The following is a 25,368-nucleotide window of genomic DNA, read 5'->3' as shown; positions in this document are numbered from 1 at the left end:
GGCGGCGCCCGGCCAGGGCAACCCCGGCGGGGTGTCTAGGATGCTTGGGTGTTCCCCTCCGGAGTGCGGCGCAGGGCGCGGCCTGCCAGCGCGCCGGTTGGCCGGTGGTCGTCGATGGCGCAGACTCCGTTGACAAAGACGTAGTTGATGCCCGCGGCGGGCTGCCGGGGTTCGGTGTAGGTTGCCATGTCCAGCAGCGCATCCGGGTCGAAGACCACCAGGTCTGCGGCGTACCCGGCGCGCAGCAGGCCGCGTTCGGCCAGCTTGAGCCGGGCGGCGGGGCGCCCGGTGAGGTGGTGGACCATCTCCGGCAAGTCCATCAGGCCCAGGTCGCGGGCATAGTGGGAAATGAATCGGGGGAAGGTTCCCCAGCCGCGCGGGTGCGGCTTGGTGCCGACCAGCATGCCGGCGGATCCGCCGGTGTGGGTGCGGTGCTTCGTGATGGCCTGGACATTTTCCTCGTTGCCGACATGCAGCAGGACGCCAGTGGCCAGACGGTCTGCGGCCAGCACGTTGCAAAAGACCGTGAACGGTTCAACGCGTTGGATGCGGGCGATCTCCGCAATGGTCTGTCCGGCCAGCACATTCAGCTGCGGAGTCCCGACCGAGGCGATCTCGACTGAATCCCAGTCGACGGGCATCCCGTGGCCGCCGTCGGAGCCGTTGGCCTCCATGTCGTGGCGGATCTTCGCGGCCGTCGGATCGTCTTCCAGCCTGGCGATGACGGCCTCCGCGTCCCCTGCAGCGGCCCAGCCGGGCAGCAGCGACGCCAGGGAAGTGGCGCCGGACAGGTACGGGTAGGTGTCGCAGGTGATGTCCACGCCGGCCTCCAGCGCCGCATCAAGCATTGCCAGCAGTTCCGGGGCCTTGCCCTCGTTCGGGGCGAAGTCCATGGTGGCATGGGTCAGGTGCAATGCCACCCCGGTTTCGGCGGCGAGCGCGATCATTTGGGCGTAGGCGTCGAGGGCGCCGGCCCCGTAAGAGCGGTGGTGCGGCGCGTAGTATCCGCCGTAGGCCGCGACCGTGGCGCAGAGCCTTGCCAGTTCGGCTTCGCCGGCATACATTCCCGGGGTGTAGGTCAGCCCGGAAGACAAGCCCACGGCGCCCTGTTCCATGCCGTCGGCCACCAGCTTCACCTGGGCACTAAGTTGCTCGGGCGTCGGATCCCCCGGGCCCAGGCCCATGGCCAAGGCACGGATGGTGCCCTGCGGCAGCAGGTAGGCGGCGTTGACGCCGATGCCGGCATCCAGCCGGTCCAGGTACTCGCCGACCGTGCGCCACGAATATTCCAGGTCCGAGGGGTTCCCGTTCCACCCGGCGAGCTTCTGGCGCATTGCCCCAAGCGTGGCATCGTCCACCGGCGCGTAGGACAGGCCGTCCTGGCCGAACACCTCGGTTGTCACGCCCTGGGTGAGTTTGGCCGGGTGTTCCGGGTGCAGCAGGATCTGCAGTTCTGAGTGTCCGTGCATGTCGATGAAACCGGGACTGGTGATCAGCCCCGCGCCGTCGATCACCCGGGTCGTCCCGGTCGCGTCGGGGTAGCCGCCCGGGGGCAGGATCGCGGTGATCTTGCCGTGTTCAAGTACCACGTCCCCGAGGTAGGCGGGGGCGCCGCTTCCATCGATGACGCGGGTGTGGGTGATGACGGTGGGTTGGGGACGGGGGCGCACTGGCTCGCTGCTCATAGGAAGGAGGGATCGATCGGGCGTCGGAGGCTGGCGGAGCGGAGGTTCAAAACTTCTCCTTGCTGTCGGCTGCATTCCCCGATTGCGCATGCTTCAACTCTTGCAGCGGGAAGCCGCACCCATGTTCAACAGGGGCCCGAAATACGGAGCAAGAACATGGTGCGCAACCCTCGGCGGAGCCCAAAGGGGAATCTGAATTCTTGAGGGTACTGACGCGAGTCTATGCCGCGGAGGGGAAACGACGGCCGTATTCACTCCGGCGAGTGTCGCGCCGCTTTCAACCACCGAGCGGTTCCACCGCGCCGCCGCAGGAAATCGGGCCTGGGTGCTAGATCCCTGGTGACCACTTGGGACACCGACGGTGCGACGCCCGGATGCACCGCCCGGACCCTTGAAAACATGCCGGTGTTTCGCGCCGGCAGCGTAGGGCGGGACGGTTTTGCCTAGCAGGGCAGCGACTTTGGCAGGTTCAGTGGGGTCTTTTTAATGGCTCCGTGCCCGTCGGCACCACGATATGCACGGCAAAGATTGACCTTCTTCTTGCCCAGCCGATCCCGAATCTGCGCAATCGAATTCGGGCTAAACCCGTACCAGTGCATGTGCATGAGCACGGTCTCACCGCGGCCGGCTGCGGCGGCCCTCGAGATGGTGATTTTCTTGCTTTTGACGTCCATGTCCCGTGTGGTGCGTGTCCATGTCCAGATGGACATGTGAGCTTTCTTGAAGGCGCAACGTACGTTGTCATTGATGGCGCCATAGGGCGGACGGCCAACGTTCGTCGCTATGCCGCCGCGGGTGAGTTCCTTGGCGCCGGCGGCACACGACAGGGCACGCATGTCCGGGTGCGTGGCGGTATGGCTGATGATCCATTGGCCCTTGGCACGGGCCATCTCTGCAATGTCCACGCCGTACTTCTTCTTGAACTTTTTCAAACAATTTCCTGTCGGGGCAATCACCAACCCGATATTGCGCCCTGCCGCATAGTCCAGGACGGACTTGTACCCCTTCAGGTTCAGTGGGCAATCGTCATAGGTGAGGATGACGCGGTTCGTCCGATTGTGCCCGCGGTGTACGTCGAACTTTTGGGAAGGTGCCTGCTCCAGCGTCACAACAAATTTATGGCTCACCCATCCGGTCCGGGATTTGTACTTCACTTTGTACCAACCATTTGTCGCCCGTTGTAGCGGGGAAAGCAAACTTCCCCGCGGGATCGTCAGCACTACCTTTGAATTCGCATTAGCACTTTTTCTAAGGTTGAGGGCTGCCGTGGTTTCCATCTTGGCCGGGGCCTCGGCTGTTACCGCAGTCGCCGGACCCGTGAACAAGATCTCCCTGCCAGGTTTCTGGTGAAGTGCCACAAGAGCGTGTGCCATGCGCGGTGCGGACACCCCGGAGGTTCCAATCATGCCCATGCAAAGCGCAAGGACGCCGAGCACCCTCAGTGTATGCCTTCTCATCTGCGATAGTCGCTTCACAGAATCCCCAAAAAGTATGCTGGCCACTGTTCGGAGGTCCTGTCTCGCCGAACCAGCAATTCGAAGCCATAGCAGCGCCTACATCGCTCGCGTTCTCCATGCTCGTCACCACCCATGCGGCCACGAATTCCTGCTGTTTCCGGGGCTGCCGGCTCTGTCTAATAGACGCCGCGGACGGCCTACCCCTAAGCGGGGCGCTGGCTGCTGCGGCTTTGGAGATGTACTGATGCCTTGCATCTACCGAACCAGGCGCGAGGGATTTCCCTCGGTGAACGAGGCTCGTGAGAGCCAGGGTTAGGCGCAAGCGGGAAAAGCTTGTTTTGGCCGGAGCGGGACAGCAGCTCAACCTGACCTTCAACCCTCCTTCCGCTTTGTTGATAACCCTTGGAAGCGCTTTGGGCTCAAAAGTAAATGTTAAATCTGCGCACCTAAAATTAATATTGATAAATTGGTTCAATATTCTTGGAATTTGAACCAGCAAATAACGGCCGGTTTGACTGCGCGGAAATCGGTTGCCGTCTCGTTGCTGTTAGCCGGAGGGGTGAAAAGTCTTGATTAATTTATGGACTATTTGGAATCGCACGGGAACACTTGAAGGCAATATCGGAGTCCGCCGATGCTGTGGATGCGCGATTCTTTGAAAGTGGACTTCCTTCCACTGGAGGCCTTTGTTTCGGAAGACTCCGCAGATGGCCTGATGTGGGCGGCTGTTGCACGAGACGGCTGCAAATGTCGGAGGGAGCACTTCGATCATCGTGATGACTAGTATGACCTCGACCTTGAGCCTGGATTCCCCAGCGCGCAACCGGCGCACCGGTGAGAGCGAGTAAAAACACTTTGGTCTGATCAGATACGAGATTTCATCGAGGCCGATGGAAATCTGGGCACTGGAGCAGGGTGCGAGGCCTCCGGGGCGCCAGCCTTCACGGTGTCGGATGCGTGTCGGCGGCGTTGGTTTTCTATGTGGTTTCCGGCGCGGAATCAGCCGGTTGCGCAACCCGGTATCCCGTCCGGGACGGGCGGGCGAATGGCGAAACCGGCTGGGTGTCGGCTGGTGTTCACCTGCGTGCCGCATGTGGAAAACTCTGTAAAACCATCGATATTTCAAAATATTCTGTGGTGATATTCGTCATTATCTCAAAGTGCGAACAGATGACTAGTGAGGGACTATTTTTCATCGAACAGCGTCAATTACAAACTAATCACAGTATTGTCTAAGGGCGCTCTCAGTTGGATATGAGACAGGCAATCAGGTTATGTTTGGCCAGTATCCTAGGTCCGTTGGGCCTAAGAGAGCGCGCTACGTAACCTAAGTGAAGCAGGTCTTGATGTGTTTGAATTTGTTGGCGAAAGATACCGCCAAATATTGTTTGCCTCCTGGCAGCATTTTTCCCTCGTTGTGCAGTGTCTAATCCTCGCAACGCTGATCGCCGTGGGAATCGCGGCACTGGTTTACCGCAGTAAGACCCTGTCATCACTGGCGAACGGGGTGTCGGCCATCGGCCTGACGATTCCGTCCTTTGCCGCCATCGGCTTGTTGATTGCGCCATTCGGGTTCGGTGTGACCCCGGCCGTGATCGTCGTGGCCTTCTTCGCTGCGCTCCCCATCCTCCGCAACGCCATCGTGGGGCTGGCCGGAATATCACCGGCAACGGTTGAAGCTGCACGGGGCATCGGCATGAGCCGCATGCGCACGCTGGCCACCGTCGAACTCCCGATGGCCTGGCCCATCATTCTCTCCGGGATCCGGGTATCGGCCCAGATGGTCATGGGCGTGGCCGCAATTGCCGCCTATGCGCTGGGCCCCGGGCTCGGCGGATTCATCTTCTCCGGCCTTTCCCGCTTGGGCGGCGCCAAGGCCTTCGAATCGGTCTTGGCCGGCGTCATCGGCGTGGTCATCCTGGCCCTCATTCTTGATCTCATTTTGCTCGGCATCGGCCGACTAACCACCCCGCGAGGTATTCGTGTCTGAAAACACCGGCGCCGTCACCGGCGCATCAATCTTGCTTGATGAAGTCACCAAGCAGTACCCCGGCCAAATCAAGCCGGCCGTCGGCGGACTCACCCTCGAAATCCCTGCCGGAAGCATCGTCATGTTCGTCGGCCCCTCGGGTTGCGGCAAGACGACCACTCTGAAAATGATCAACCGCCTGATCGAACCGACCGGCGGAAAGATCGTGATCAACGGCGAAGACGTGACCAAGATGGACGGCGACACGTTGCGCCGCCGCATCGGCTATGTCATCCAGGCCGGCGGGCTCTTCCCGCACATGACGGTCGCGGCAAACATTGCAATCGTGCCCAAGATGCTCGGCTGGAACAAAGCCAAGATCGCCGCACGCGTCGATGAACTGCTCGAACTTGTATCCCTTGATCCGGCAATCTACCGCGACCGCTACCCCAAGGAACTCTCCGGCGGCCAGCAGCAGCGAGTTGGTGTGGCCCGCGCGCTGGCCGCAGATCCTCCGGTGTTGCTCATGGACGAGCCGTTCGGCGCCGTGGATCCCATCACCCGCCAACGCCTGCAGGATGAATTGCTGAACATCCAGTCCGAGGTCCAGAAGACCATCGTGATGGTCACCCACGACTTCGACGAAGCCGTGAAGCTGGGGGATTGGATTGCCGTCTTCGATGAGGGCGCACAGCTGGTCCAGTACGATTCGCCCGAACGGATCCTGGCCAACCCCGCCAACGAATTCGTGGAGAACTTCATCGGCTCGGGTGCCGGCCTCAAGCAGCTGACCCTGACCAAGGTCCACGAGGTCGAGCTCATGGACGCAGTCACCGCCCAGCCCGGCGAGTTGGCCAGCGACGTGCTCTCCCGCATTCAGGGCGCGGGCGCTTCCCACGCCGTGATTCTCGATTCCCGTAGCCGCCCGGTGCGCCGGCTCAACCGTCGCCAGCTCTCCAGGCTGCAGCTGATCGATGACACCATCGACGAGTCAATGCCCGTGGTGGGCGACCGGGCGACGCTGAACGATGCGCTGGACACCATGCTGGTTGCCAGCTCGGAATCCGCAGTGGTCACCGGCCGCCGCGATGTCTTCCGCGGCGTGATCAACGTGAAGACCATCATGGAAGCCATCGCCCAGGCCAATGCCATGGCGGAGGCCGCTGCCGGCGACGCCCCGGTTGGCCTGAACTCCGGCGCCATCCCGGCATTGGCCGTGGCAAACGCCGTTGCCGCCGAGGCCTCGCAGTCGAGGGACAACCTTGAGCAACCGGTGAGCGCGGAGGAACCACGATGAGTGCCGCCGCAGCAACCGCGCTAACAACCATGCCCGCCAAACCGGTTGAGCGCCCGTGGCGTGCACTGGGCCTGCAATTGCTGGGAATCCTGGCGGCGCTTGCCGCCGTGGTTGTTTGGCTGGCAGCCTCCGACCTGAGCGAGACCGAGCGCACCACGCTGGACCCGGCGACCCTGTGGGGATACACGGTCGAGCACCTGCAACTGACCTTGATGGCTGCGGTCATCGTGCTGGTGATCGCCATTCCGCTGGGCATCGTGCTCACCCGGCCCTCCATGCGCCGCTTCACCAACCCGGTCATGGCCGTGGCCAACATCGGCCAGGCGGCCCCGGCCATCGGCCTGGTTGTCATCCTGGCCTTCTGGATCGGATTCGGCTACTGGGCCGCGGTCATCTCCTTGGTCGCCTACGCGATCCTGCCGGTGTTGACCAACACCATGGTGGGGCTGAGGCAAGTGGATGAGCGGCTGGTTGAGGCCGGCCGCGGCATGGGCATGAGCTCCATGGCCGTGCTGTTCAAGGTCGAGCTGCCGCTGGCCGTTCCGGTCATGCTCTCCGGCATCCGCACCGCACTGGTGCTGCTCGTGGGAACCGCGACGCTGGCAGCCTTCATCAACGGCGGCGGGCTGGGCATCCTGATCACCACCGGGGTGAACATGAACCTCACCGTCGTGCTGATTGCGGGGTCCCTGCTGGTGGCGCTGCTGGCCTTGCTCATCGACTGGCTGGGCCGTGTCTTCGAGCAGCTGGCCCGCCCGAAGGGATTGTAGAAATGATGTTTGGAAAATTGTTCACAGCGGCCACCTTGGTGGCCGCGGCCGGCGTCCTGCTGACGGGCTGCGGGTTGGCTCCGGCCGCGTCCTACGTGCCCGAGGCCGGGCCCGGAAGCATTGCCCCGCTGGACGGTTTGCCCGAGAATGCGCGCCTGACGGTGACCAGCAAGGCTTACACCGAACAGCTCGTGTTGGGCAAGATCGCCGTGCTGGCCGCGCAGGCCGCCGGATTCAAGGTCACCGACCTGACCGGCGTTCCCGGTAGCCAGCCCGCCCGCGAGCTGCTCCATTCCGGCCAGGCAAACATGATGTGGGAATACACCGGCACCGCGTGGATGACCTACCTTGGCCACGAGGAAGGCATTGCCAACCAGAAGGAACAGTGGAAAAAGGTCCACGACCAGGATCTGGGCAACGGGATGACCTGGGGCAAGCCTGCGCCCATGAACAACACCTATGCCATGGCCGTGCGTTCGGAAGCCGTCAAGAAGCTCGGCGGAATCACCAAGATGTCGCAGTTGAAGGATCTGCCGGCCAAGGACCGGACGTTCTGCGTCGACGCGGAGTTCAACTCCCGCTCCGACGGCCTGAACCCGATGCTTGAGCACTACGGGCTCAAGCGTGGAGACGCCAAGTCTGTTCCGGACTCGAACGTCGGGGTCTATGACACCGGTGCGATCTACAGCGCCACCGATGCGGGCAACTGCAACTTCGGCGAGGTCTTCACCACCGACGGGCGTATCCAGGCACTGGATCTCACGATCCTGGAAGACGACCTGGGCTATTTCCCCGCCTACAACGTGGCGCCCGTGTTCAACGGCAAGTTCCTCGATCAGTACCCGGGCATGGCGGACGTGTTTGCCAAGATCGCCCCGCTGCTGACCGACAAGGAACTCCGGGCCATGAACCTGGAGGTGGACGTCAAGGGGCGCGAGCCCGCCGATGTCGCCTTCGACTGGATGGTCAAGGAAGGCTTCATCTCCAAGCCTTGATGTCGGGTTCAAACAAAGCAACCGGTGCGGGTTGGTTTCACGTGAAACCAACCCGCACCGGTTGCTTTGCAATGCTGTGCCTGCCCTCGAGCGAAAAGGCGATCTAGGATGGGCAGATGACCAACCTAGCCAAACGGCCACCTTGCTACGGCGTTGTGCTTGCCGCAGGATCCGGCTTGCGGCTGGGCCGCGGCCCCAAGGCACTGTTGGTGAAAAGCAACGGCGAAACCCTTCTGGACTCGGCGGTCCAGGCCCTGGTTCGTGGGGGATGCGAGCACGTCGTGGTGGTGCTCGGCGCCGAAGCACAACGCGTTGCCGCACAACTGCGTGACGGCGAGGCCACGGTGCTGGTCAACGAACATTGGTCCACCGGGATGGGTTCCTCATTCGTGCTGGGGATGGGCGCGGTTCCCCCCGGGGCCAGTGCCCTGATAGCGCTGGTGGACCAGCCCGGCATGGATGCCGAACTGGTCCGCCGGTTGATATCGGCCCACCGCCCCGGACGGATCACCGCCGCAGGCTATCGCCAGGGAACCGAACCCCCGAGGCGCGGGCACCCGGTGCTGTTCGCACCGGAGCACACGCAACCGGCAGCAGCTGCTGCCACCGGCGATGCGGGGGCCCGCGCCTACCTGGCCGCGCACCAGGGGCTTATCGACCTCATCGATTGTTCGGATCTGGACACGGGATCAGACGTTGATACCCCCTTGGACCTCCACCTGCTCGGTGGACACTAGCGGCGGAACCTTGCCCGCCGCCCGAAGGGCAAGATAGATGTCGTCGCGACGAATCGGGGTCCTGGTGAACCGAATGCCCGTTGCATCGCGCACGGCGTTGGCGAGCGCCGGAGCCACCGGATTGAAGGGGCTTTCGCTCATGGACTTGGCTCCGCGCGGACCCAACGCATCGGTGGTTTCGGCAAAGTAGATTTCGCTTCGAGGCACGTCGGCAAATGTTGGAATGTGATACTGCCGCAGCACATCGGTTTCGACCTTTCCGCCATCATCGATGAGCACCTCCTCGTAGAGGGCCGCACCGAGTGCCTGGGCGATGCCGCCCTCGATCTGGCCCCGGCACTGCCTGGGGTTGACCACGACACCCGCGTCCGCTGCCTGGACGCTTTGCAGGATGCGCAGTTCCCCGGTGCGCGAATCAATGGCAACCCGGAAGCCGTGGACGTTGAAGGCGACCGAGCGGGGTGTGCCACCCCACCGGCCTTCGGCCCAATGCCGCCGGGCCGGGCTGGCCGCGGCAAGGATGTCTGCATGGGGAACAAGCATTCCTGCGCAGGAAACTCCCTCGGGGACAAGCACGCACTCCTCGACGGGGATCCCGCTGAGCTCCGCCGCCACATCCCGAAGCTGCAGGGCCAGGGCCTGCGCCGCGGCAAAGGTTGCCTTGCCGGCCACAACGGTTCCGGCCGAACCAAACGCACCCGTGTCGTGCTCGGTGAGCCCGGTGTCTGATTGCCGCAGGACCATCGATGCGGCGGTGGTTCCCAGCGCATCGGCCGCCAACTGCGTGTGCACGGTGGAGGTGCCGTTGCCGAACTCGGCGGTGCCGACCTTCAACAGGAAGCTGCCATCGCCCAGGGACTCAATGGTGGAATGCGAGTAGTGGCCGCGCGGGGGAACCGTGGCGATCATGGACAGGGCGGTGCCCTCGCCGATGAGCCAGTGTTCGTCCAGTTCGCGTCCGTCGGCACCGCGTTCGGCGCCCCTGGCCAGGGCGGTCCGGGCCAGTTCGACGCACTGGTCAAGCCCGTAGGAACCGTAGAGGAGGTCGTCCTCTGGCTCGTCATGGAGCGACAGCATCGGGTCGCCCTCGCGCAGCATGACGTTTGCCCTGAATGCCAGCGGATCCAGGCCCAGTCGCCTGGCGAGTTCATCCAAGGCCGATTCCACGGCGAAGATCGTCTGGCTCAGGCCATAGCCGCGGAAGGCCCCGGCCGGCACCGTATTGGTGTACACGGCGGCGGCGTCCACCCGCTTGTTGGCTGTCTTGTACACGGCAACGGACTCGGAACAACCATGGAACATGACCCCCGGTGCGTGGTTGCCGTAGGCCCCGGTGTCGGTGAGGACCTCGATGGCCAGGGCCGTGAGCTCGCCGTTCTTGTTTCCGCCCACGCTGACCTTGACGTTGAAGGCATGGCGGGTGGTGGTGGCCGTCAGGACCTCGCTGCGCGTGAGCTCAAGCTGCACCGGGCGGCGTAGCCTTGTCACGGCCAGGGCGACCACGTCCTCGACCAGGACCTCCTGCTTTCCGCCGAAGCCTCCGCCGACGCGGCCGGCAACAACCCGTACCGAGTCATGCGGCAGGCCAAGGATCCGTTCAAGCGTGCGCTTGACCAGGAACGGGACCTGCGTCGAGGTGCGCACGGTGAGGATCCCCGCGTCGTCGAACCACCCCGTCGCGGCGTGCGTTTCAAGCGAGACATGCTGCACGCGCTGGGTGTTGAAGGTTTCGGTGTAGCTGACGTCGCTTTCTCGCAGGGCCGCGTCCACATCACCCATCTCGTGGTGGACCTCGACCACGATGTTGCGGGACGTGTCGGCAATGCGCGAGGCGGCGGGCTTGCCGGCGTGGATCGCCGGTGCGCCGTCGGCGATCGCCTCGAACGGGGAGAAGACCGCCGGCAGCATCTCGTAGTCGACCCGCAGCGCCCTGACTCCGGCCTCGGCGATGGCCACGGAGTCGGCAACGACAGCCGCGACGCGCTGTCCCTTGAAGCGCACGACGGGATCGAATATGCGTGAGTCGTCAGGATCGTCCTCGATGAGTTCGTGCTGCGCGGCCGAGAAAAGCACACCCGGATCGTCCACGTGGCTCAGCACCGCATGCACGCCGGGAATGGCCAGCGCGGCGCTGGCGTCGATGTGCAGGATGCGCGCGTGGGCGTGCGGGGAGCGGGCCAGTTTCATGTGCAGCAAGCCGGGCAGCTCTTCGGCGGGAATGTCCAGGGTGTAGCGGGCCTGGCCCGTCACGATGGCGTTGGCCGCGGGGGCCGGGGTATTGCTTCCCACGGGGCCCGACGCGGCGGGATCGGAGCCGTCCAGGGCGCATTTTTCCTCCGGCGGATGCGAACAGGCATCCCCGTCGCGTCCCAGCACGGCATCCTCGATGGCCCGGTAGCCGGTGCAGCGGCAGAGGTTGCCCTTGAGGTTCCGGGGCAGGTCCTCCAGCTGCTTGTCATCGAATGTCGAGGCCGTCATGATCAGCCCGGCGGTGCAGAAACCGCACTGGAACCCCTGGGCCCTGGCCACCTGCTCCTGCATGGGTGCCAGCGATCCGGCGGTGCCCTGGACCGCGGCGAGACCCTCGATGGTGGTGACCTCGTGCCCCTCGGCGCGCACGGCCGGGTAGATGCACGAATGAACCGGAACCGAATCGACATGGACGGTGCAGGCGCCGCAGTCCCCGCCGTCGCAGCCCTTCTTCACACCCAGTGCGCCCTCGGAACGCAGGAAGGTGCGCAGGCATTGCCCCGGCTCGGGGGTGGTTTCGGCCGGCTTCCCGTTGATATGGATGGACATGGACTCAACCTTCGATCGGGCCGCGGGTCGCGGGCAACAGCTCGGCAAGGACTTCCAGGCCCAGGCGATGGGTCATCTCCTCGCGCCACCGCGTGCGGCCGTGGATGTCGTCGTGATAGGCCTCCGGGGCAATGCGGGACTTCAGCTCGGCCAGAAGTTCCGTGGGGCGTGGGTGGTGGCCGGCTGCAAAACGCAGCTGGACGGGGCGCTTGGTGGATCCGCTGACGGTGAGCGTGAACAACCCGTCGTCATCGACGCGTCCGATGACCATCACCCCCGTGCGGCCGAGGTTCGAGAGCGAGAGCCGGCGGAACGCCGTGCGGGCCCGCAGTGCATGGGCCGGAACATGCAGCGAGCGGATCAGCTCCCCGGGTCCCAGGGTGTTGCTGCCGTTGCCCGTGACAAGTTCCGCCACCGGCTGGCGGCGCAGGGCCCCGGCGGGTCCGTGGATTTCGGCAACGGCGTCCAGCGCCGAGCACAGGGAGATGATCGGCCCGGCCGGCAGCGAGGTGGCAATGTTGCCGCCCATCGTCGAAAGGTTCCAGACCTTGAATGAAGCAACAAACGCATCGCAGGCGGGCCGAACCAGCTCCATTGCCTTCCAGCCGTCCGGCAGGGCGGGGTCCCCGGGCAGGGCGTAGAGCTCGGCGATGGTGCAGGTCGCGGCGAACTCGATGCCGTCCTCGCGCACCGTGATTGCCTTCCACCCCGCGGTGGTGATGTCCAGCAGCCGGGTCAGCGTCTGGGATCCGTAGGAAAAGAGCACGGTGCCCCCGGCGAGCCAGGCGTCCCCGTCGCGGTATTGGTCCGGGTCGGTCGTGGGAACCACCGCTTCGATGGTGTTCATGTCCATGCCGGGTCCTCCTGTGTCATGGTCTGGCCGGCAGCCGCGGGCTTGGCTCGGGAGCGGGACTGCGGGCGGGAGTGGATGGACCCGGATCGGGTGTTCAACGGACTCATGGTGGCGTGCTCGGAGCGGCTGGCGATGATTTCGGCGGCGATGCTGATCGCCACCTCTGCCGCGGTTCCGGCCTGCAGGTCAAGCCCGATCGGTGAGTGCAGCCGGGCAAGTTCCTGCTCGGAAACCCGTTCCCCGCGCAAGGCGAGCATGCGTGCCTCGTGGCTGCTTCGTGAACCCATGGCTCCAATGTAGGCAACGGGTTGGCGCAGCGCGAGGGTCAGCAGGGGGATCTCGAACTTGGGGTCGTGCGTCAGGATGCACAGCACCGTGCGCGAATCGATGCGTCCCGCGGCGATCTCGGCCGCCAGGTATTCGTGCGGCCACACGGTGGAAATCTCGTCGGCGGTGTTGAAGCGCGGCTGCAGCGTGAACGCGGCGCGGGGATCGCACAGGGTGCTTTGGTAGCCCAGCATCGGGGCGAGCTTGAGCAGTTCCTCGGCGAAGGTGTTGGCGCCGAAGACGATCATGCGCGGCGGGCTGAGCCGGGACTCGACGAGCAACTCGATCGGGGTTTCGGCACAGGAAGCCCCCTCGCCCTCAAGGCCCACGATGCCCGTGCGTCCGCCCGCAACAAGCTGGAAGCTGAGCGTTGCGGCCAGCGAGCTGGCGTTTTGGCCGACCACCGGGGCCAGGAGCTCGGCGAGGTCGTGGAGGCCCAGCTGCGCCGGGTTGGGAACCAGCACCGATCCGGTGGAGCCGATGTCGATCCGGCGGATCAGTGCCACGGGATCCGTGGCGTGGAATGTTGCCAAGAGGTCCAGCACTTCGTGCATGGACGAATCCGGCGCAAAGGGTGCAATGTGCACGTCGATTTCGCCTCCACAGGTGAGACCGACGGCGAAGGCGTCGGTGGGTGAATAGCCGTAGTGTTCGCGGCGTTCGCGGCCGTCTTCGAGTGCCTCAAGTGCGGCGGCATGGACCGCGCCCTCCACGCATCCGCCCGAGAGGGAAGACGTCGTCGAACCGTCGGCATGGATCAGCATCGAGGTGCCGATGGGGTGCGGGGTGGAGCCGGTGGTGCCCACGATGGTGGCTACGGCGAATGAATTGCCGGTAGCCACCATCGCGGTGTCCAACCCCGAATGGAGATTGAGCATTGAGCAACGTCCTTCGTGAAGGTCCTTCAAGAAGCCCAGGGGCTAGGCGCCCAGCAGCAGGGAGATGGGTCCGCGCGCGAAGTAGACCAGGAAGCCGGCCGAAACCACCCACATCAGCGGGTGGATCTTCGATCCGCGTCCGGCCAATGAATTGATCAGCACCCAGGAGATGAATCCGACGCCGATGCCGTTGGCGATCGAGTACGTCAGCGGCATGGTCACCAGGGTGAGGAATGCCGGCATGCCCACGGAGAAGCGCTTGAAGTTGATCGCGCGGATCTGCCCGGCCATCATGGTGCCCACCACCACCAAGGCGGATGCGGCCACCTCGATGGGGACCACCGATGTCAGCGGGGTCAGGAACATGGCACCCAGGAACAACATGCCGGTGACCACCGAGGCCAGTCCCGTGCGTGCGCCTTCCCCGATGCCTGCCGCCGAATCCACATAGACGGTGTTGGAGGAGGTGCTTGTCATGCCGCCGAACACGGCGCCCATGCCCTCGACAACGAAGGCCGACTTGATGCGGGGGAATGTGCCGTCCTTGCGGGAAACGTTGGCGCTCTTGGCAAGGCCCGTCATGGTTCCCATGGCGTCGAAGAAGTTGGTGAACACCAGGGTGAAGACCAGCATGGTCGCGGCCAGCGGGCCAATGCGTGAGAACGCGCCGAACATATCGAACTGCCCGACGATGGAGAAATCGGGGATGGAGAGGATCTGTCCCGAAAGCTCGGGAACGTTCAGGTGCCAGCCGCCGGGGTTCGCCTCGCTGGCGGCCCCGATGCGCAGGATCTTTTCGGCAACGACGGCCAGGATGGTGGTGGCGATGATGCCGATCAGCAACCCGCCCTGGACCTTGCGGGCCACCAGCCCGCCCATGAGCACCACGCCGATGACGAAGACGATGGTGGGGAATGCGGAAATGGAACCGTCGGTGCCCAACTGAACCGGCGGGCCGGCCGGCGTGCGGGTGACGAAGCCCGAATCAACGAACCCGATGAAGGTGATGAACAGGCCGATGCCGACGGTGATTGCCGCCTTCAGGTCCTTGGGAATGGCCCTGAAGATGGCTGTCCGGGCACCCGTCAGCGCGAAGATCACGATGACGATGCCGTTGAGCAGGACCAGGCCCATGGCCTCGGGCCAGGTGACATCGCCGATGACGGAGACTGCCAGGAAGGAATTGATGCCCAGTCCCGCGGCGAGCCCGAAGGGCAGGTTCGCCACCAAGCCGAAGACGATGGTCAGCAGGCCGGCCGTCAGGCCCGTGGCCGCGCCGACCGCCGCGGCGGGAAGGAAGTTTCCCGCTACGTCCACGGGGGCTGCGTCGGGGCTGAACCCGCCGAGGATCAAGGGGTTGAGCACCACGATGTAGGCCATGGTGAAGAAGGTGACGATGCCGCCACGGATTTCCCGCTTGACCGTCGATCCGCGTTGGGTGATCTTGAAGGTGCGTTCCAGCATCGACCCACTGGCGAGGACCGGTGGTTCGGTTGTTGCCGGTTGGGTCTGCTCGTGGTTCGTGTTGACGATGGTCATCTGACTCGCCCTGCCTAGTACTCGACGCGAGTTTCGAGCGCGGACCAAAGGGTGAAGGGCTCGAGGTGGTCGAACCCGTCGTCGGGGACCCGGTCCACCGGCATGAGCCTGGCGCGGTCGGCCGCGTCGCCCTCGAAGAATTCGTAGAAGGCGGCATCGTCGAATCCGGCGTCTGCCGCGTCGTGCCGGTTGGCGGCAAAGACCACGCGTGAGACGCGCGCCCAGAGGGCCGAGGCCAGGCACATGGGGCATGGCTCGCAGCTGGTGTAGAGAACGGCTCCACTCAGGTCGAAGGTGCCCAGGGACGAGCAGGCGTTGCGAATGGCAGTGACTTCGGCGTGGGCAGTGGGGTCATTGTTTGCGGTGACCCGGTTGACTCCCTCGAAGCGTGATCCGTCGGCGGTGACGATCAGGGCGCCGAAGGGACCTCCGGCATTGCGGACATTTTCCGCGGCGATTGCCACGGCTGCGGCAAGGTGGTCCGTTGAAACAGTGGTGCTAAACATGGTGGCGACTTCCTTATGCTCCAGACAAAGTGCTGGATCGGTGTCGCCGATGGTTTGTTTCCCGAGGCGACCGTCCGCAGCTTCGAAATGGCTGATGGATTAGTAGCGCCTGGTAGATAACTTCCCGACCGGGAAGCCCGCCTTTGGCAAACACCAAGATAGCAAGATCCTGTGACCTGCGCCACTGATTCTGTGGAAGTTTTTATCTGCATCGTGAAATTATTCGAAAAATTTCGGCCCGGCGGTGAAGCGACGTGTTCGGGGCAGGATGGGATTTTTGCCGCCGTTCCTCACGTCGGAGGCGGTGTTCAAGTAGTCGAAATATCCACTGATATGACTGTATGCAGAATGCAAAGCGCCCCCGGATCAGCGATCCGAGGGCGGCGGTGAAGCGGTGGTGAATGCAGTCAGGCTTGTTTGGCGGAGCCCACGGCAGTATGTAACTTTTTGGCCAAGATTACGGCGTGCCACACGAGTGCGTAGGCCACCAGCGCCACAACCAAGGCGGCCCCGCCGCGCGTGATGGTGGTCCAGAGGAACGTCTCGGGAGTGAATGCGGCGCCGGTGGAGAGTTCCCCGACCACCGCGATGCCGGCGACGGCCAGGGCGGGAATTGCGAGCACCAGTGACAGCAGTGCCAGGCGCAGGCCGGCGCCCTTCGGATTGCCGGCGTTCTCCGGAGCGGGGGTGGCTTTCACCCGTTTCCGGTACCAAAGCGCCAAGAGCACAAGTCCGGCCACCGTGCTGCCGTGCTGCAGGACGCGATAGATCGGCACACCGGCGATCGGCTGCGCGGCCAGGAACGGAACCTGTTGGACCATCCAGCCGTAGGAGTGGGTGAACGAGTCCCAGACAATGTGCGTGGCCAGGCCCAGGAGCAGCGAATAGAACGTCCACAGGGCAATGCGCGCGCTGCTTGGCCGTCGACCGCGCGTCGCTTCCTTGTCCGGAACCCATGCATCTGGAACTGCCCAGCGAACCGGCTGGGCCACGAGCCATAAAACTGCGGCGAGCAGCAGCGCCAGCGGGAATCCAACGGTCAGGATCTGCGCCAGATCGTGCGAGTTGCTGCCGTTGACCAGCGGTTCGTACCAGGAGCCGCTGGTGACCGGGACCTTGAGGAAGTAGGGGACATCCGGGGCCATGGCCCCGGCGACAAGCGCGATCGGGACGAAGGGCTGGCGCAGGAACGGTAGGACGGCGGCCGGGTGGGCCAGTGTGAATGGCAAGAGAATCCTCGAGAGTCGTTTCAGAGCCCACGGTGCAGCGAGGAATCGATGCGAATGGGTTCGCCCTTAAGCCTAGTCGCAGCCGCCGACATGAGGTGCCGCATCTGATGTTGGCGCCAACACGTCTGCCCGGCCCGCCCAGGAAGGCGCCGACGGTGCTAGGAAGCGCGGGTGATCAGTGCGTCGGTGGCGGCGTTGGACGACGAAAGGATGTTGGCCGTGTCGATGATCATGCGCTGCATGGCCTGGGCCGCCCGCGTCAACGTCACGTCGTTGCGGTGGGCCAGGCTGATCGAGCGTGCGAGCCGGGGTTCTGAGAGTCGCACTGAGCGCAGTCCGGGTCGATCCACAAGGACCATGGCCGGAACCACCGCGACGCCAAGCCCGCGTTCCACGCACCGGAGCACCGCATCCATTTCGGCCCCCTCGAGGACCACCTTCGGGGTGAGTCCCGCGTCGTGGAAGGCCAGCATGGTGGCGGCCCGCAAGTCGTAGCTTTCGTGGAAGGTGATCTGCGGCAGTGCCGCCAGTTCCTTGAGCGTGAGCGACTGGGCGCCCTCCAGGACTGGGCTGTGGATCGCCGAGATGACCACAAGTTCCTCGGTCAGCAGCGGGATCCGCTGCAGGCTGGCGGATGCTGTCGAGCGATCCTCCGACGTGGTGATCAGAGCAAGATCGAGGGCCCCGCCGGCAAGTTCCTCCAGCAGGCCGCGCGACCCGCGCTCGGTCAGGTGCAGGTCGATGCCCGGATACTTCGAGTGGAACGAGGTCAGGACCTCGGCCACCAGGCTGATGCACAGCGTTGGGGTGGCACCGAGGCGCACCCGTCCCTTGTTCAGGCCGGCCAGTTCCTGCATCTCGTAGCGGACGGTGTCCGCGTCGGCGAGCATGCGCTTGGCCAACGGAAGGAGGGATTCGCCGGCGTCCGTCAGTGTGATGTTGCCCCGGGCGCGGTGAAAAAGCGCGGTGCCGAGGTCCGATTCCAGTGTGGAAATCTGCCTGCTGAGCGAGGGTTGGGCCAGGTGGAGATGCGCGGCGGCGCGCGTGAAATGGCCGATTCGGGCGACTTCCACGAAACTTTGGAGCTGTTCCAGGTTCATGGTCAATAGCATATATGCATCGAAATGAGTCGAAGGATTCATTGGACTAATCAAAGTGCCGTTCTTAGCGTTGAATACATGAGCGCAACAACAAAGAACGAACGACAGATTTCCACCACCGTCCTGGTCATCGGCACCGGCGGATCGGGCCTCAGGGCCGCGATCGAGCTGGCCGAAATGGGGGTCGACGTGCTGGCCGTGGGCAAGCGCCCACGCAACGACGCGCACACCTCGCTCGCAGCGGGCGGCATCAACGCGGCCCTCGGAACCATGGACGAGGAAGACACCTGGCAGCAACATGCTGCGGACACCATCAAGGAAAGCTACTACCTGGCCAACCCTCACACGGTGGAGATCGTCGCCCGCGGAGCCGCACAGGGAATCCAGGACCTGGAACGCTACGGGATGGGCTTTGCCCGCGAGGAAGACGGGCGTATCTCGCAGCGCTTCTTCGGTGCGCACACCTTCCGCCGCACCGCGTTTGCCGGGGACTACACCGGCCTGGAAATCCAGCGCAGCCTGGTGAACCGGGCCCAACAGCTGGACATCCCCATCTTGGACGAGGTGTACATCACCCGGCTGCTGGTGCGCGGGAACCAGGTCTTCGGCGCCTACGGCTTCGACATCAACAGCGGACAGCGTTACCTCATCCACGCGGATTCCGTCATCCTGGCCGCGGGCGGGCACAACCGCATCTGGCGCCGCACCTCCTCGCGCCGCGACGAGAACACCGGCGACTCGTTCCGCCTGGCGGTCGATGCCGGAGCGCGACTGCGCGACCCCGAACTCGTGCAGTTCCACCCGTCGGGCATCATCGAACCGGAAAACGCCGCGGGAACCCTGATCTCCGAGGCCGCCCGGGGCGAAGGCGGCATCCTGCGCAACGGGCTGGGGGAGCGGTTCATGGAACGCTACGACCCTGTGCGCAAAGAACTCTCGACCCGAGACCGCGTGGCGCTGGCCGCCTACACCGAGATCAAGGAAGGCCGCGGCACCGCAAACGGCGGCGTCTGGCTCGACGTCTCGCACCTGCCGCGCGAAACCATCATGAAGCGCCTGCCTCGCGTCTACCAAACCATGCTGGAATTGCAGATGCTCGACATCACGCAGGAGCCGATCGAGATCGCGCCCACCGCGCACTACTCAATGGGCGGGGTCTGGGTCCGCCCGGAGGACCACAGCACCGATGTCGACGGCCTCTATGCAATCGGCGAGGCATCCAGCGGCCTGCACGGCGCCAACCGACTGGGCGGCAACTCCCTGATCGAATTGCTGGTCTTCGGACGCATCGTTGCACGGGCGGCGGCCAAGTACTCGTCCTCGCTGGATTCCCAGCCGCGTTCTGCCGAGGCGCTGGCCTTGGCGCGGGCGGAACTGGACAACCTGCTGGCTGCCGACGGACACGAAAACGTCCGGGCACTGCAGCGCGCCATCCGCAACATGATGACCGAGCATGCCGGTGTGGTGCGGGACGAAGAGGGCCTGAAGGCAGGGCTGGCCAAGCTCGATGAGATCGAGGAGCGCATGGGAAACGTGGGCATCCACCCGGACATCGCCGGGTACCAGGACCTTGCACACGCTTTCGACCTGAAGGCCTCGGCCCTGGCTGCGCGTGCAACCCTGGAGGCGGCCGTCGAGCGCCGCGAGACCCGCGGCTGCCACAACCGCAGCGACTACCCGGAGATGGATCCGTCGTTGCAGGTCAACCTAGTGTGGTCGCCAAATACGGGCGTGGTACGCGAGGAGATTCCGGAGATCCCCGCGGAAATCGCGGAGCTGATCAAGGAAGTGTCGACGGCCGGCAAGCTGGTCGAGTAGCAGCAGGGCCAACACTTTCCCTCTCCGAGGGGTGTTTCCAGTTGTCACAGCCCGTTGCCAGCTCTCGAACAGTCCCGACATAACAGCGTCGAGCAATGTTGATACGGAGCCGGCGAGGCATGCCGGACCACCAACTGGTACCGCTCCGGGCGGCCACTGAAGGGAATACACATGGCAATGAAAAAGAAGATCGCATTGGGCACCTCCGCCGCGGCTTTGGCTCTGGTCGCCGGGCTGGGTCTGGCGGGGGGAGCCTCCGCAGCCGATTCCAGCTCCTCCGACGCGACCACCGGCACCACGCAGTCCGCACCAGCCGAACGCGGAGGACCCGACGGACACCGCGGCGGGGGTCGGGAAATGGCCTCCGGCCTGGCCGAGAAGCTGGGCGTCGACGAGAGCAAGCTCAGCGACGCGCTGGACACGTTCAGGAAGGCCAACAAGCCGACCGAGCGTCCTGCTGATGGGACCAAGCAGGACGGCACCGAGCCGGACCGCACCGCGATGGATGCGGCGCTGGCCAAGTCCCTGGCCGACTCGCTGGGCATCGAGGAATCCAAGGTCACCGCGGCCCTGGAGGAACTCCGTGCGGATGCCCAGACCGAGCGGGCGACCGAGATGAAGTCGAAGCTGGATGCGGCGGTGGGCGACGGAACCCTCACGCAGGCCGAGGCTGACGCCGTCACCAAGGCCATCGAGAAGGGAGTGATCGGCGGGCGCTAGCCCGAGAATTGGTCGCAGATTGGAAAGAGGTGGCCCCCACGAAGGGTGGGGGCCACCTCTTGGTGTCCGGGGTTGGAGCCACTTGATCATGTCCAGCCGGCACTGTCCTCGCCGTGCAGAAGGCGTTAGTCGAGCTCGACGAGGGTTACCGGAATCATGTTTGGGTCTTCTCTTGTTAGCCGCACATCCGGATGGCGTTGGTGGAACCCACATAGGACTTGGCGATCTGAGTTTCCTTTGCTGTGGCCAGACGCAAGCCGTTCTTCAGCGAAGACTTAGAGAGCTTGGGGTTACTTGAGGAGTCTGCCAACCGAATCTTGACCTTGGTTTTAGTGTCGTATTGGTCCAAGAACGTGGCATCGCGTCCGCTCCGGACGCCGAGCCCGCAGAAGGAAGCCTCATGACCCAAGAGCGCACCCTTCAACAATGCCACCTTGCGTCCCTGAGTGGACAGGACAACGACGTTTCCCTCGTATTCTCCCCAGGTCTTGTTCCACTTGAAGTCCGAGACATAAACGCGGGACTTGACGGCGCCCTTCATGGACTTGGCAGGGGCGACCTCGGACCATGGCAGGACCACGGACGGTGAACCGCAGGCCCCGGCCGCGATGGTGTACTTCTCGTAGGAGACACGAACGCCCTTGGAGGAGACGGACCAGGCATCCGGTCGGGGGATCGGGTTGCCCCGGTTGGATTCAGAAGCCCAGGTGTCAGAGAGGGTCATTGCCGCGCAGGAGTCTTTGGTCGCAAGGTTGGCCACAGTCGCCAACTTGGTGGTGAGGTCGTCCTGGTCCAGGAAGGTCGAGATCCCCACTTTCTTACCTGTCTTCAAATCCAGGGTGAAGGATCGCGGATTGCTGTGGGACACGCCCCCGCAGCCGGGGTCGCTCGAGAAAGTCATGGTAACCGAGGCATAGCGGGACTTATATACGGCGGCGGAGACCGATGCACCGAGATAGGCCTCGTACCTGCAGTCGGAAAGACCCGACCGCCACTTGGAGAGGAACCTTTTTTCGGCCACAACCATGGTGTTGACGTGCCCGGCGAAAAGCTTCCGGTTCTTGGCGGTGGAGCCCTTTAGTACCGGAATCCGCAGGGCCTGCTTGGTCCGGAACGGCTTCGTGACCACCTTTGTCTTGGCCTTCGGGACCTCGATCTTCGAGGAGACCGTTTTCTTTGCGGACAGGATGCCCGTTGCTTGTACGGAAACATTCGCTGCCGGGACGGTTGCCGGTAGCGCCGTGGCAGGCGTGGCTTGGGCGAGAAGTCCGGTGAGCAGGGCAGCCGCAACCAGCGAGGCTTTCAGTTTTTTCACAAGTGTGACTCCAAAGGTGCAAAGGTTTTTTGGTTCGGCCCGCAGGAAAGCGGAGCTTTTCTGCGGGCCGAATTTGAACGCTGACATCTTTACCGGGATCGGCAGAGGCGGGGCGTTCGTCCCTGTTTCTAGTCGCGCACCAAGGTGCCGCAGCGGCTGACCTTGAAGCCCGCGGCACTGGACGGAATGTCCACGATGGTCCGGGCTGAACCCAAGTAGTTGTCCTCGATTTCGTCAAAATCTCCAGTGAAGTCGTTGAGGACCGCCCAGTAGCAGCTGTCGCCGGAGCTACGGCCTACATATGTCCCCGGCTTGATGTCGATGCCGACGCGGTAGGTGCCGTCCCGGGTGATCTTGCTGGCCTTGGGTCCGGAGCTGGAGACGGTCTTCCAGCTGCCGCAGCGGCTGGTCTTGAAGCCTTTGTCAGACGAGGTGATGCGCACGTACGTGTTGCCGGTGCCCAAATAGTTGTGGTTGATTTCATCGAACGACCCCGAGAAACCGCTCAGTGTTGCCCAGTAGCAGCTGGTGCCACCGGTGGCTTTGTACAGCCCTGGCTTGATTCCGGAGCCGACCCGGTACGTGCCGTCGCCTCTGATGACCACCCGCGGCGGCTTCGGTGGCCGGGGGATGCTCACTGCACGGCTCGCAACCGTCCTGGTGGAATAGTGGCTTCGCTTGATGGTTACCTTGGCCGTGATCTTCTTGCCCACGTCGGAAGAGGTCACACGATAGTTGGACTTGGTAGCGCCCTTGATCTTGCTCGAGCCGCGGTACCAGCGGTAGTCGTATGACGATGGCTTGGCCGAGTAGCTGCCCTTGCTCACTTTGAGCGTGTGTCCGGCTTTCTTGGTACCGGAGACCTTCGGCGCGGTTTTCGTGGAGAGTTCACCCTTGCTGGCCTTCGCAGACTTGGCAGTTGCGCTGAAATCGTTGAAGCCCACCTTCTTGACAGTGGCCTTTACCGAGATGGTCTTGCCGATATCCCGGGAGATCGGCTTGTAGGCGGTCTTCGTGGCGCCGCTGATTTTGCTCGTGCCGCGGTACCACTGGTAGCTGGCCTTGGACCCGGACGGCCAGCCGGCGCTGACCTTGAGCGTGGATCCGTACCGTGCTGTTCCGCTGATCTTCAGGGATTTGGAAGGCTTGATGATTCCGCCAGTGACCATGCCGCCGTCGAGCGTGAATTCACCGAAGTTTCCCTCGTCCCAGTACGACCCCTCAAAGGTCAGCTTCTTACCGGCGGCATGGGCCGGAATGGTGTAGCGGACGATGTCGCCCACCGGGTCCAGAACATCTTCCCACTCGCCGTCCAGGTACAGATCGAGGTAGGCCCAGTCGGTACCGGTCACGTCCCCGAGGTCGATGCTGATTCGCGAGCCGACCTTCACGTCCCCGGTGATCTTCGGTGCGATGACTGCGGTGTGGACTGAAACGCTTGCCGGAACGGGTACCGGGGCAGCGCCTGCGGCAGGAGCCACGGCCATGCCTCCCAGCAACAATCCGGCGGCAACAATCATGGATAGGCCGGCATTCCGCCAGTCCTGGATGTATTTCTTCATGTCCCCCAACATTTCTTGCCGTCTCCAGCGCATGTAGTTGTCAGCCCGTCCGGGTAGCGACAGGTCAACCTTATTTATACATCGAACGAAGACGATTTGCCTGTTTCTTAAACCATTAGCGTGGCATCCCGGTTGACCGTTGGAGATGTGCATATCCAACGACCCGCTGGGCCTTATTCGAGATTGGCCACCGTGAGCTCTGCTTTCTAGGCCCGCAGCATGCCAGTCGTCAGCCGGGGGAGGGGAACGTCCTGGACTGTGACAAAAAACGATGATGTGTTCCGGATCGAGAAGGGTTTTGCCACCCGCTTGCCAAAGGGTGGCAATCTTTGGCAACGAAGAATTCAAAAGAACCGGGCACTTCCGTTGCTGGACCGACATTGTTCGTCGAGTCGGCTATCACCGTTAATGAAGCTGGCTATCACCCTTTGCCCAGCCCGGCATCATCACTCGGGGTGGAAAATCCCCGAAACCCGTCTTGCAACGGAGGGAAGCCCCAAGTCAGCCACTCCTTTGAACAACGCAAGCCTTGCGGGGCGAGGAGGGAGGGGAGTCCGATGAGTCACGGGTCGGAAGGGCCCGATCGGAAAATGGACACCATATAGTGATCTGCACCACAGGCGGTGTCTTCCTGGTGAGCCCGAATCAAGGAGAAATCAAAGATGAAAGCAGTTGTCGTGCGTGAAATTGGCGGCGGATTCAACGTCGAAGACATCGCCATTGACGATCCGATCGGTCAAGAGGTTCTGGTCGAGGTCAAGGCAGCCGGGCTCTGCCGCACCGACCTGAGTGTGGCGGGCCACCGTCATGATCACCCCGTGCCGGCGGTCTTCGGGCACGAGCTTGCCGGAATCGTGACCAAGGTCGGGTCCGAGGTCACGGATTTCACGGTTGGCGACCATGTGGTCGGATCCCTCATCCAGTTCTGCGGGCGTTGCGCGAACTGCCTCGCGGACCGCAGTTTCCAATGTCTCCAGCGGGAGGCCACGCTCCGCAACGCCGACCAGCCGCCGCGGTTGACGCGAGACGGCACCGACGTGGCGCAGGGCTTCGGGTTGGGCGCCTTCGCCCAGCAAGCCCTCGTCCATTCCAACCAGCTGGTGAAAATTGCGGACGAGATGCCGTTCCCCCAGGCGGCGCTGCTCGGATGCGGCGGACTCACCGGCACGGGTGCGGTGCTCAATGCGGCGAGGGTCCGGCCAGGCGAGAGCGTCGTGATCGTGGGAGCCGGCGGCGTCGGACTCAACGGGGTCAACGGAGCCGTGATCGCCGGCGCATCGCCGATCATCGTGATCGATGTTGCGGCGGAAAAGCTCGACAAGGCACGGGCATTTGGTGCCACGCACACCGTCAATTCAGCGGAGGAGGACCCGGTCGCGGCGGTCAAGGAGATCACCGGCGGCGGCGCGGACCATGTCTTCGACTTCGTGGGCATCGGAAAGGTCCAGGAGCAAGGCATTGCGATGCTGGGCAAGGGCGGTGGCTTGTACTTGATCGGCGTGACGCACGGCCAGACGATGAACGTCGACGGACGTGCCCTGCTCCAGGGACAGAACTCCATCACCGGCATCCACATGGGCTCGGGCGTTCTGCGTCGCGACGTGCCGAGATACGTCGACATGTACCTCGCGGGAGAGCTCCAACTCGACGGCATGATTTCGAGGGAAATCAGCCTGGACGAGGTGGAAGCGGGCTACGAGTCGTTGAAGGATCCCACCGTGACCCGGGTTGTCATCACCCGCTTCTGAGGCGACGCGGCGGAACGGGTCTCCTTCCGCCGGACAGGTCGAACACCCGGGGAACCCTGTCGCG

At 63.7% G+C, this 25,368-nt stretch carries 19 protein-coding genes; 8 read left to right on the top strand and 11 right to left on the bottom strand.

Going from position 1 to position 25,368, the window contains the following annotated elements:
* Positions 1–35 precede the first annotated feature (35 nt).
* Together JOF47_RS15510 and JOF47_RS15505 are read right to left on the bottom strand one after the other, a co-directional pair.
* Complete coding sequence (locus JOF47_RS15510) at positions 36–1,685, bottom strand: N-acyl-D-amino-acid deacylase family protein (RefSeq protein WP_210000009.1); 1,650 nt, start codon at positions 1,683–1,685, stop codon at positions 36–38.
* Between the two features lie 443 nt (positions 1,686–2,128).
* Positions 2,129–2,962 (bottom strand): SH3 domain-containing protein, encoded by an 834-nt coding sequence (locus JOF47_RS15505; protein ID WP_210000007.1) that lies wholly within the window; start codon positions 2,960–2,962, stop codon positions 2,129–2,131.
* 1,528 nt (positions 2,963–4,490) lie between these two features.
* On the opposite strand from JOF47_RS15505, the gene JOF47_RS15500 reads away from it, so the two are divergent.
* The 5 genes from JOF47_RS15500 to JOF47_RS15480 all read left to right on the top strand — a co-directional run bounded on the left by JOF47_RS15500 (position 4,491) and on the right by JOF47_RS15480 (position 8,910).
* Positions 4,491–5,132, top strand: a complete 642-nt coding sequence (locus JOF47_RS15500) for an ABC transporter permease (RefSeq protein WP_210000005.1) — start codon at positions 4,491–4,493, stop codon at positions 5,130–5,132.
* On the top strand, positions 5,125–6,408 hold the full coding sequence (locus JOF47_RS15495) for an ABC transporter ATP-binding protein (RefSeq protein ID WP_210000002.1): 1,284 nt from the start codon (positions 5,125–5,127) through the stop codon (positions 6,406–6,408). The genes JOF47_RS15500 and JOF47_RS15495 overlap by 8 nt, the downstream gene beginning before the upstream one ends.
* The gene (locus JOF47_RS15490) at positions 6,405–7,178 is read left to right on the top strand and encodes an ABC transporter permease (protein WP_245356390.1); all 774 of its coding nucleotides are present in this window, start codon (positions 6,405–6,407) and stop codon (positions 7,176–7,178) included. Before JOF47_RS15495 ends, JOF47_RS15490 begins: the two co-directional genes overlap by 4 nt.
* Before the next feature lie 2 nt (positions 7,179–7,180).
* Positions 7,181–8,173, top strand: a complete 993-nt coding sequence (locus tag JOF47_RS15485) for a glycine betaine ABC transporter substrate-binding protein (protein WP_210000001.1) — start codon at positions 7,181–7,183, stop codon at positions 8,171–8,173.
* A gap of 116 nt (positions 8,174–8,289) precedes the next feature.
* Positions 8,290–8,910: a nucleotidyltransferase family protein gene (locus JOF47_RS15480; RefSeq protein ID WP_210000000.1), complete on the top strand. Its 621-nt coding sequence runs from the start codon at positions 8,290–8,292 to the stop codon at positions 8,908–8,910.
* On the opposite strand, the gene JOF47_RS15475 is transcribed toward JOF47_RS15480, so the two are convergent.
* The 7 genes from JOF47_RS15475 to JOF47_RS15445 all read right to left on the bottom strand — a co-directional run bounded on the left by JOF47_RS15475 (position 8,863) and on the right by JOF47_RS15445 (position 18,141).
* Complete coding sequence (locus JOF47_RS15475) at positions 8,863–11,709, bottom strand: molybdopterin-dependent oxidoreductase (protein WP_209999999.1); 2,847 nt, start codon at positions 11,707–11,709, stop codon at positions 8,863–8,865. The genes JOF47_RS15480 and JOF47_RS15475 overlap by 48 nt on opposite strands.
* A gap of 4 nt (positions 11,710–11,713) precedes the next feature.
* Positions 11,714–12,562, bottom strand: a complete 849-nt coding sequence (locus JOF47_RS15470) for an FAD binding domain-containing protein (RefSeq protein ID WP_209999998.1) — start codon at positions 12,560–12,562, stop codon at positions 11,714–11,716.
* Complete coding sequence (locus JOF47_RS15465) at positions 12,553–13,767, bottom strand: XdhC family protein (RefSeq protein ID WP_209999997.1); 1,215 nt, start codon at positions 13,765–13,767, stop codon at positions 12,553–12,555. Before JOF47_RS15465 ends, JOF47_RS15470 begins: the two co-directional genes overlap by 10 nt.
* A gap of 42 nt (positions 13,768–13,809) precedes the next feature.
* Entirely contained in the window at positions 13,810–15,306 is a 1,497-nt protein-coding gene (locus JOF47_RS15460) for an NCS2 family permease (RefSeq protein WP_209999996.1), read from the bottom strand.
* Between the two features lie 14 nt (positions 15,307–15,320).
* Positions 15,321–15,812, bottom strand: a complete 492-nt coding sequence (locus tag JOF47_RS15455; protein WP_209999994.1) for a nucleoside deaminase — start codon at positions 15,810–15,812, stop codon at positions 15,321–15,323.
* A gap of 407 nt (positions 15,813–16,219) precedes the next feature.
* Entirely contained in the window at positions 16,220–17,041 is an 822-nt protein-coding gene (locus JOF47_RS15450; protein WP_209999991.1) for a DUF4184 family protein, read from the bottom strand.
* 158 nt (positions 17,042–17,199) lie between these two features.
* The gene (locus tag JOF47_RS15445) at positions 17,200–18,141 is read right to left on the bottom strand and encodes a LysR family transcriptional regulator (RefSeq protein WP_209999989.1); all 942 of its coding nucleotides are present in this window, start codon (positions 18,139–18,141) and stop codon (positions 17,200–17,202) included.
* 78 nt (positions 18,142–18,219) lie between these two features.
* Between JOF47_RS15445 and JOF47_RS15440 the strand changes: the two genes are divergently transcribed.
* Entirely contained in the window at positions 18,220–19,959 is a 1,740-nt protein-coding gene (locus JOF47_RS15440; protein ID WP_209999986.1) for an L-aspartate oxidase, read from the top strand.
* A 171-nt stretch (positions 19,960–20,130) separates the two neighbouring features.
* Complete coding sequence (locus tag JOF47_RS15435) at positions 20,131–20,679, top strand: hypothetical protein (protein ID WP_209999983.1); 549 nt, start codon at positions 20,131–20,133, stop codon at positions 20,677–20,679.
* 175 nt (positions 20,680–20,854) lie between these two features.
* On the opposite strand, the gene JOF47_RS15430 is transcribed toward JOF47_RS15435, so the two are convergent.
* Positions 20,855–21,994 carry an RsiV family protein gene (locus JOF47_RS15430; protein WP_209999981.1) on the bottom strand — a complete coding sequence of 380 codons (1,140 nt, stop codon included), beginning with the start codon at positions 21,992–21,994 and terminating at the stop codon, positions 20,855–20,857.
* 128 nt (positions 21,995–22,122) lie between these two features.
* On the bottom strand, positions 22,123–23,556 hold the full coding sequence (locus tag JOF47_RS15425) for an Rv1352/Rv1906c domain-containing protein (RefSeq protein WP_209999980.1): 1,434 nt from the start codon (positions 23,554–23,556) through the stop codon (positions 22,123–22,125).
* A gap of 662 nt (positions 23,557–24,218) precedes the next feature.
* Between JOF47_RS15425 and JOF47_RS15420 the strand changes: the two genes are divergently transcribed.
* Positions 24,219–25,304 (top strand): zinc-binding dehydrogenase, encoded by a 1,086-nt coding sequence (locus JOF47_RS15420; protein WP_209999977.1) that lies wholly within the window; start codon positions 24,219–24,221, stop codon positions 25,302–25,304.
* Positions 25,305–25,368: the final 64 nt, after the last annotated feature.

The sequence above is a fragment of the Paeniglutamicibacter kerguelensis genome (genome assembly GCF_017876535.1).
Taxonomy (GTDB): Bacteria; Actinomycetota; Actinomycetes; order Actinomycetales; family Micrococcaceae; genus Paeniglutamicibacter; species Paeniglutamicibacter kerguelensis.
The sequence above is the reverse complement of the archived record's forward strand: the minus strand, read 5'-3'. Positions and strand labels throughout refer to the sequence as shown.

Bases quoted from the DNA above. Each gene is read 5' to 3' on its own strand.
- JOF47_RS15510 (WP_210000009.1), bottom strand. From the start codon at position 1,685: ATGAGCAGCGAGCCAGTGCGCCCCCGTCCCCAACCCACCGTCATCACC.
- JOF47_RS15505 (WP_210000007.1), bottom strand. From the start codon at position 2,962: ATGGAAACCACGGCAGCCCTCAACCTTAGAAAAAGTGCTAATGCGAAT.
- JOF47_RS15490 (WP_245356390.1), top strand. From the start codon at position 6,405: ATGAGTGCCGCCGCAGCAACCGCGCTAACAACCATGCCCGCCAAACCG.
- JOF47_RS15485 (WP_210000001.1), top strand. From the start codon at position 7,181: ATGATGTTTGGAAAATTGTTCACAGCGGCCACCTTGGTGGCCGCGGCC.
- JOF47_RS15480 (WP_210000000.1), top strand. From the start codon at position 8,290: ATGACCAACCTAGCCAAACGGCCACCTTGCTACGGCGTTGTGCTTGCC.
- JOF47_RS15475 (WP_209999999.1), bottom strand. From the start codon at position 11,709: ATGTCCATCCATATCAACGGGAAGCCGGCCGAAACCACCCCCGAGCCG.
- JOF47_RS15470 (WP_209999998.1), bottom strand. From the start codon at position 12,562: ATGGACATGAACACCATCGAAGCGGTGGTTCCCACGACCGACCCGGAC.
- JOF47_RS15465 (WP_209999997.1), bottom strand. From the start codon at position 13,767: ATGCTCAATCTCCATTCGGGGTTGGACACCGCGATGGTGGCTACCGGC.
- JOF47_RS15460 (WP_209999996.1), bottom strand. From the start codon at position 15,306: ATGACCATCGTCAACACGAACCACGAGCAGACCCAACCGGCAACAACC.
- JOF47_RS15455 (WP_209999994.1), bottom strand. From the start codon at position 15,812: ATGTTTAGCACCACTGTTTCAACGGACCACCTTGCCGCAGCCGTGGCA.
- JOF47_RS15445 (WP_209999989.1), bottom strand. From the start codon at position 18,141: ATGAACCTGGAACAGCTCCAAAGTTTCGTGGAAGTCGCCCGAATCGGC.
- JOF47_RS15440 (WP_209999986.1), top strand. From the start codon at position 18,220: ATGAGCGCAACAACAAAGAACGAACGACAGATTTCCACCACCGTCCTG.
- JOF47_RS15435 (WP_209999983.1), top strand. From the start codon at position 20,131: ATGGCAATGAAAAAGAAGATCGCATTGGGCACCTCCGCCGCGGCTTTG.
- JOF47_RS15425 (WP_209999980.1), bottom strand. From the start codon at position 23,556: ATGAAGAAATACATCCAGGACTGGCGGAATGCCGGCCTATCCATGATT.
- JOF47_RS15420 (WP_209999977.1), top strand. From the start codon at position 24,219: ATGAAAGCAGTTGTCGTGCGTGAAATTGGCGGCGGATTCAACGTCGAA.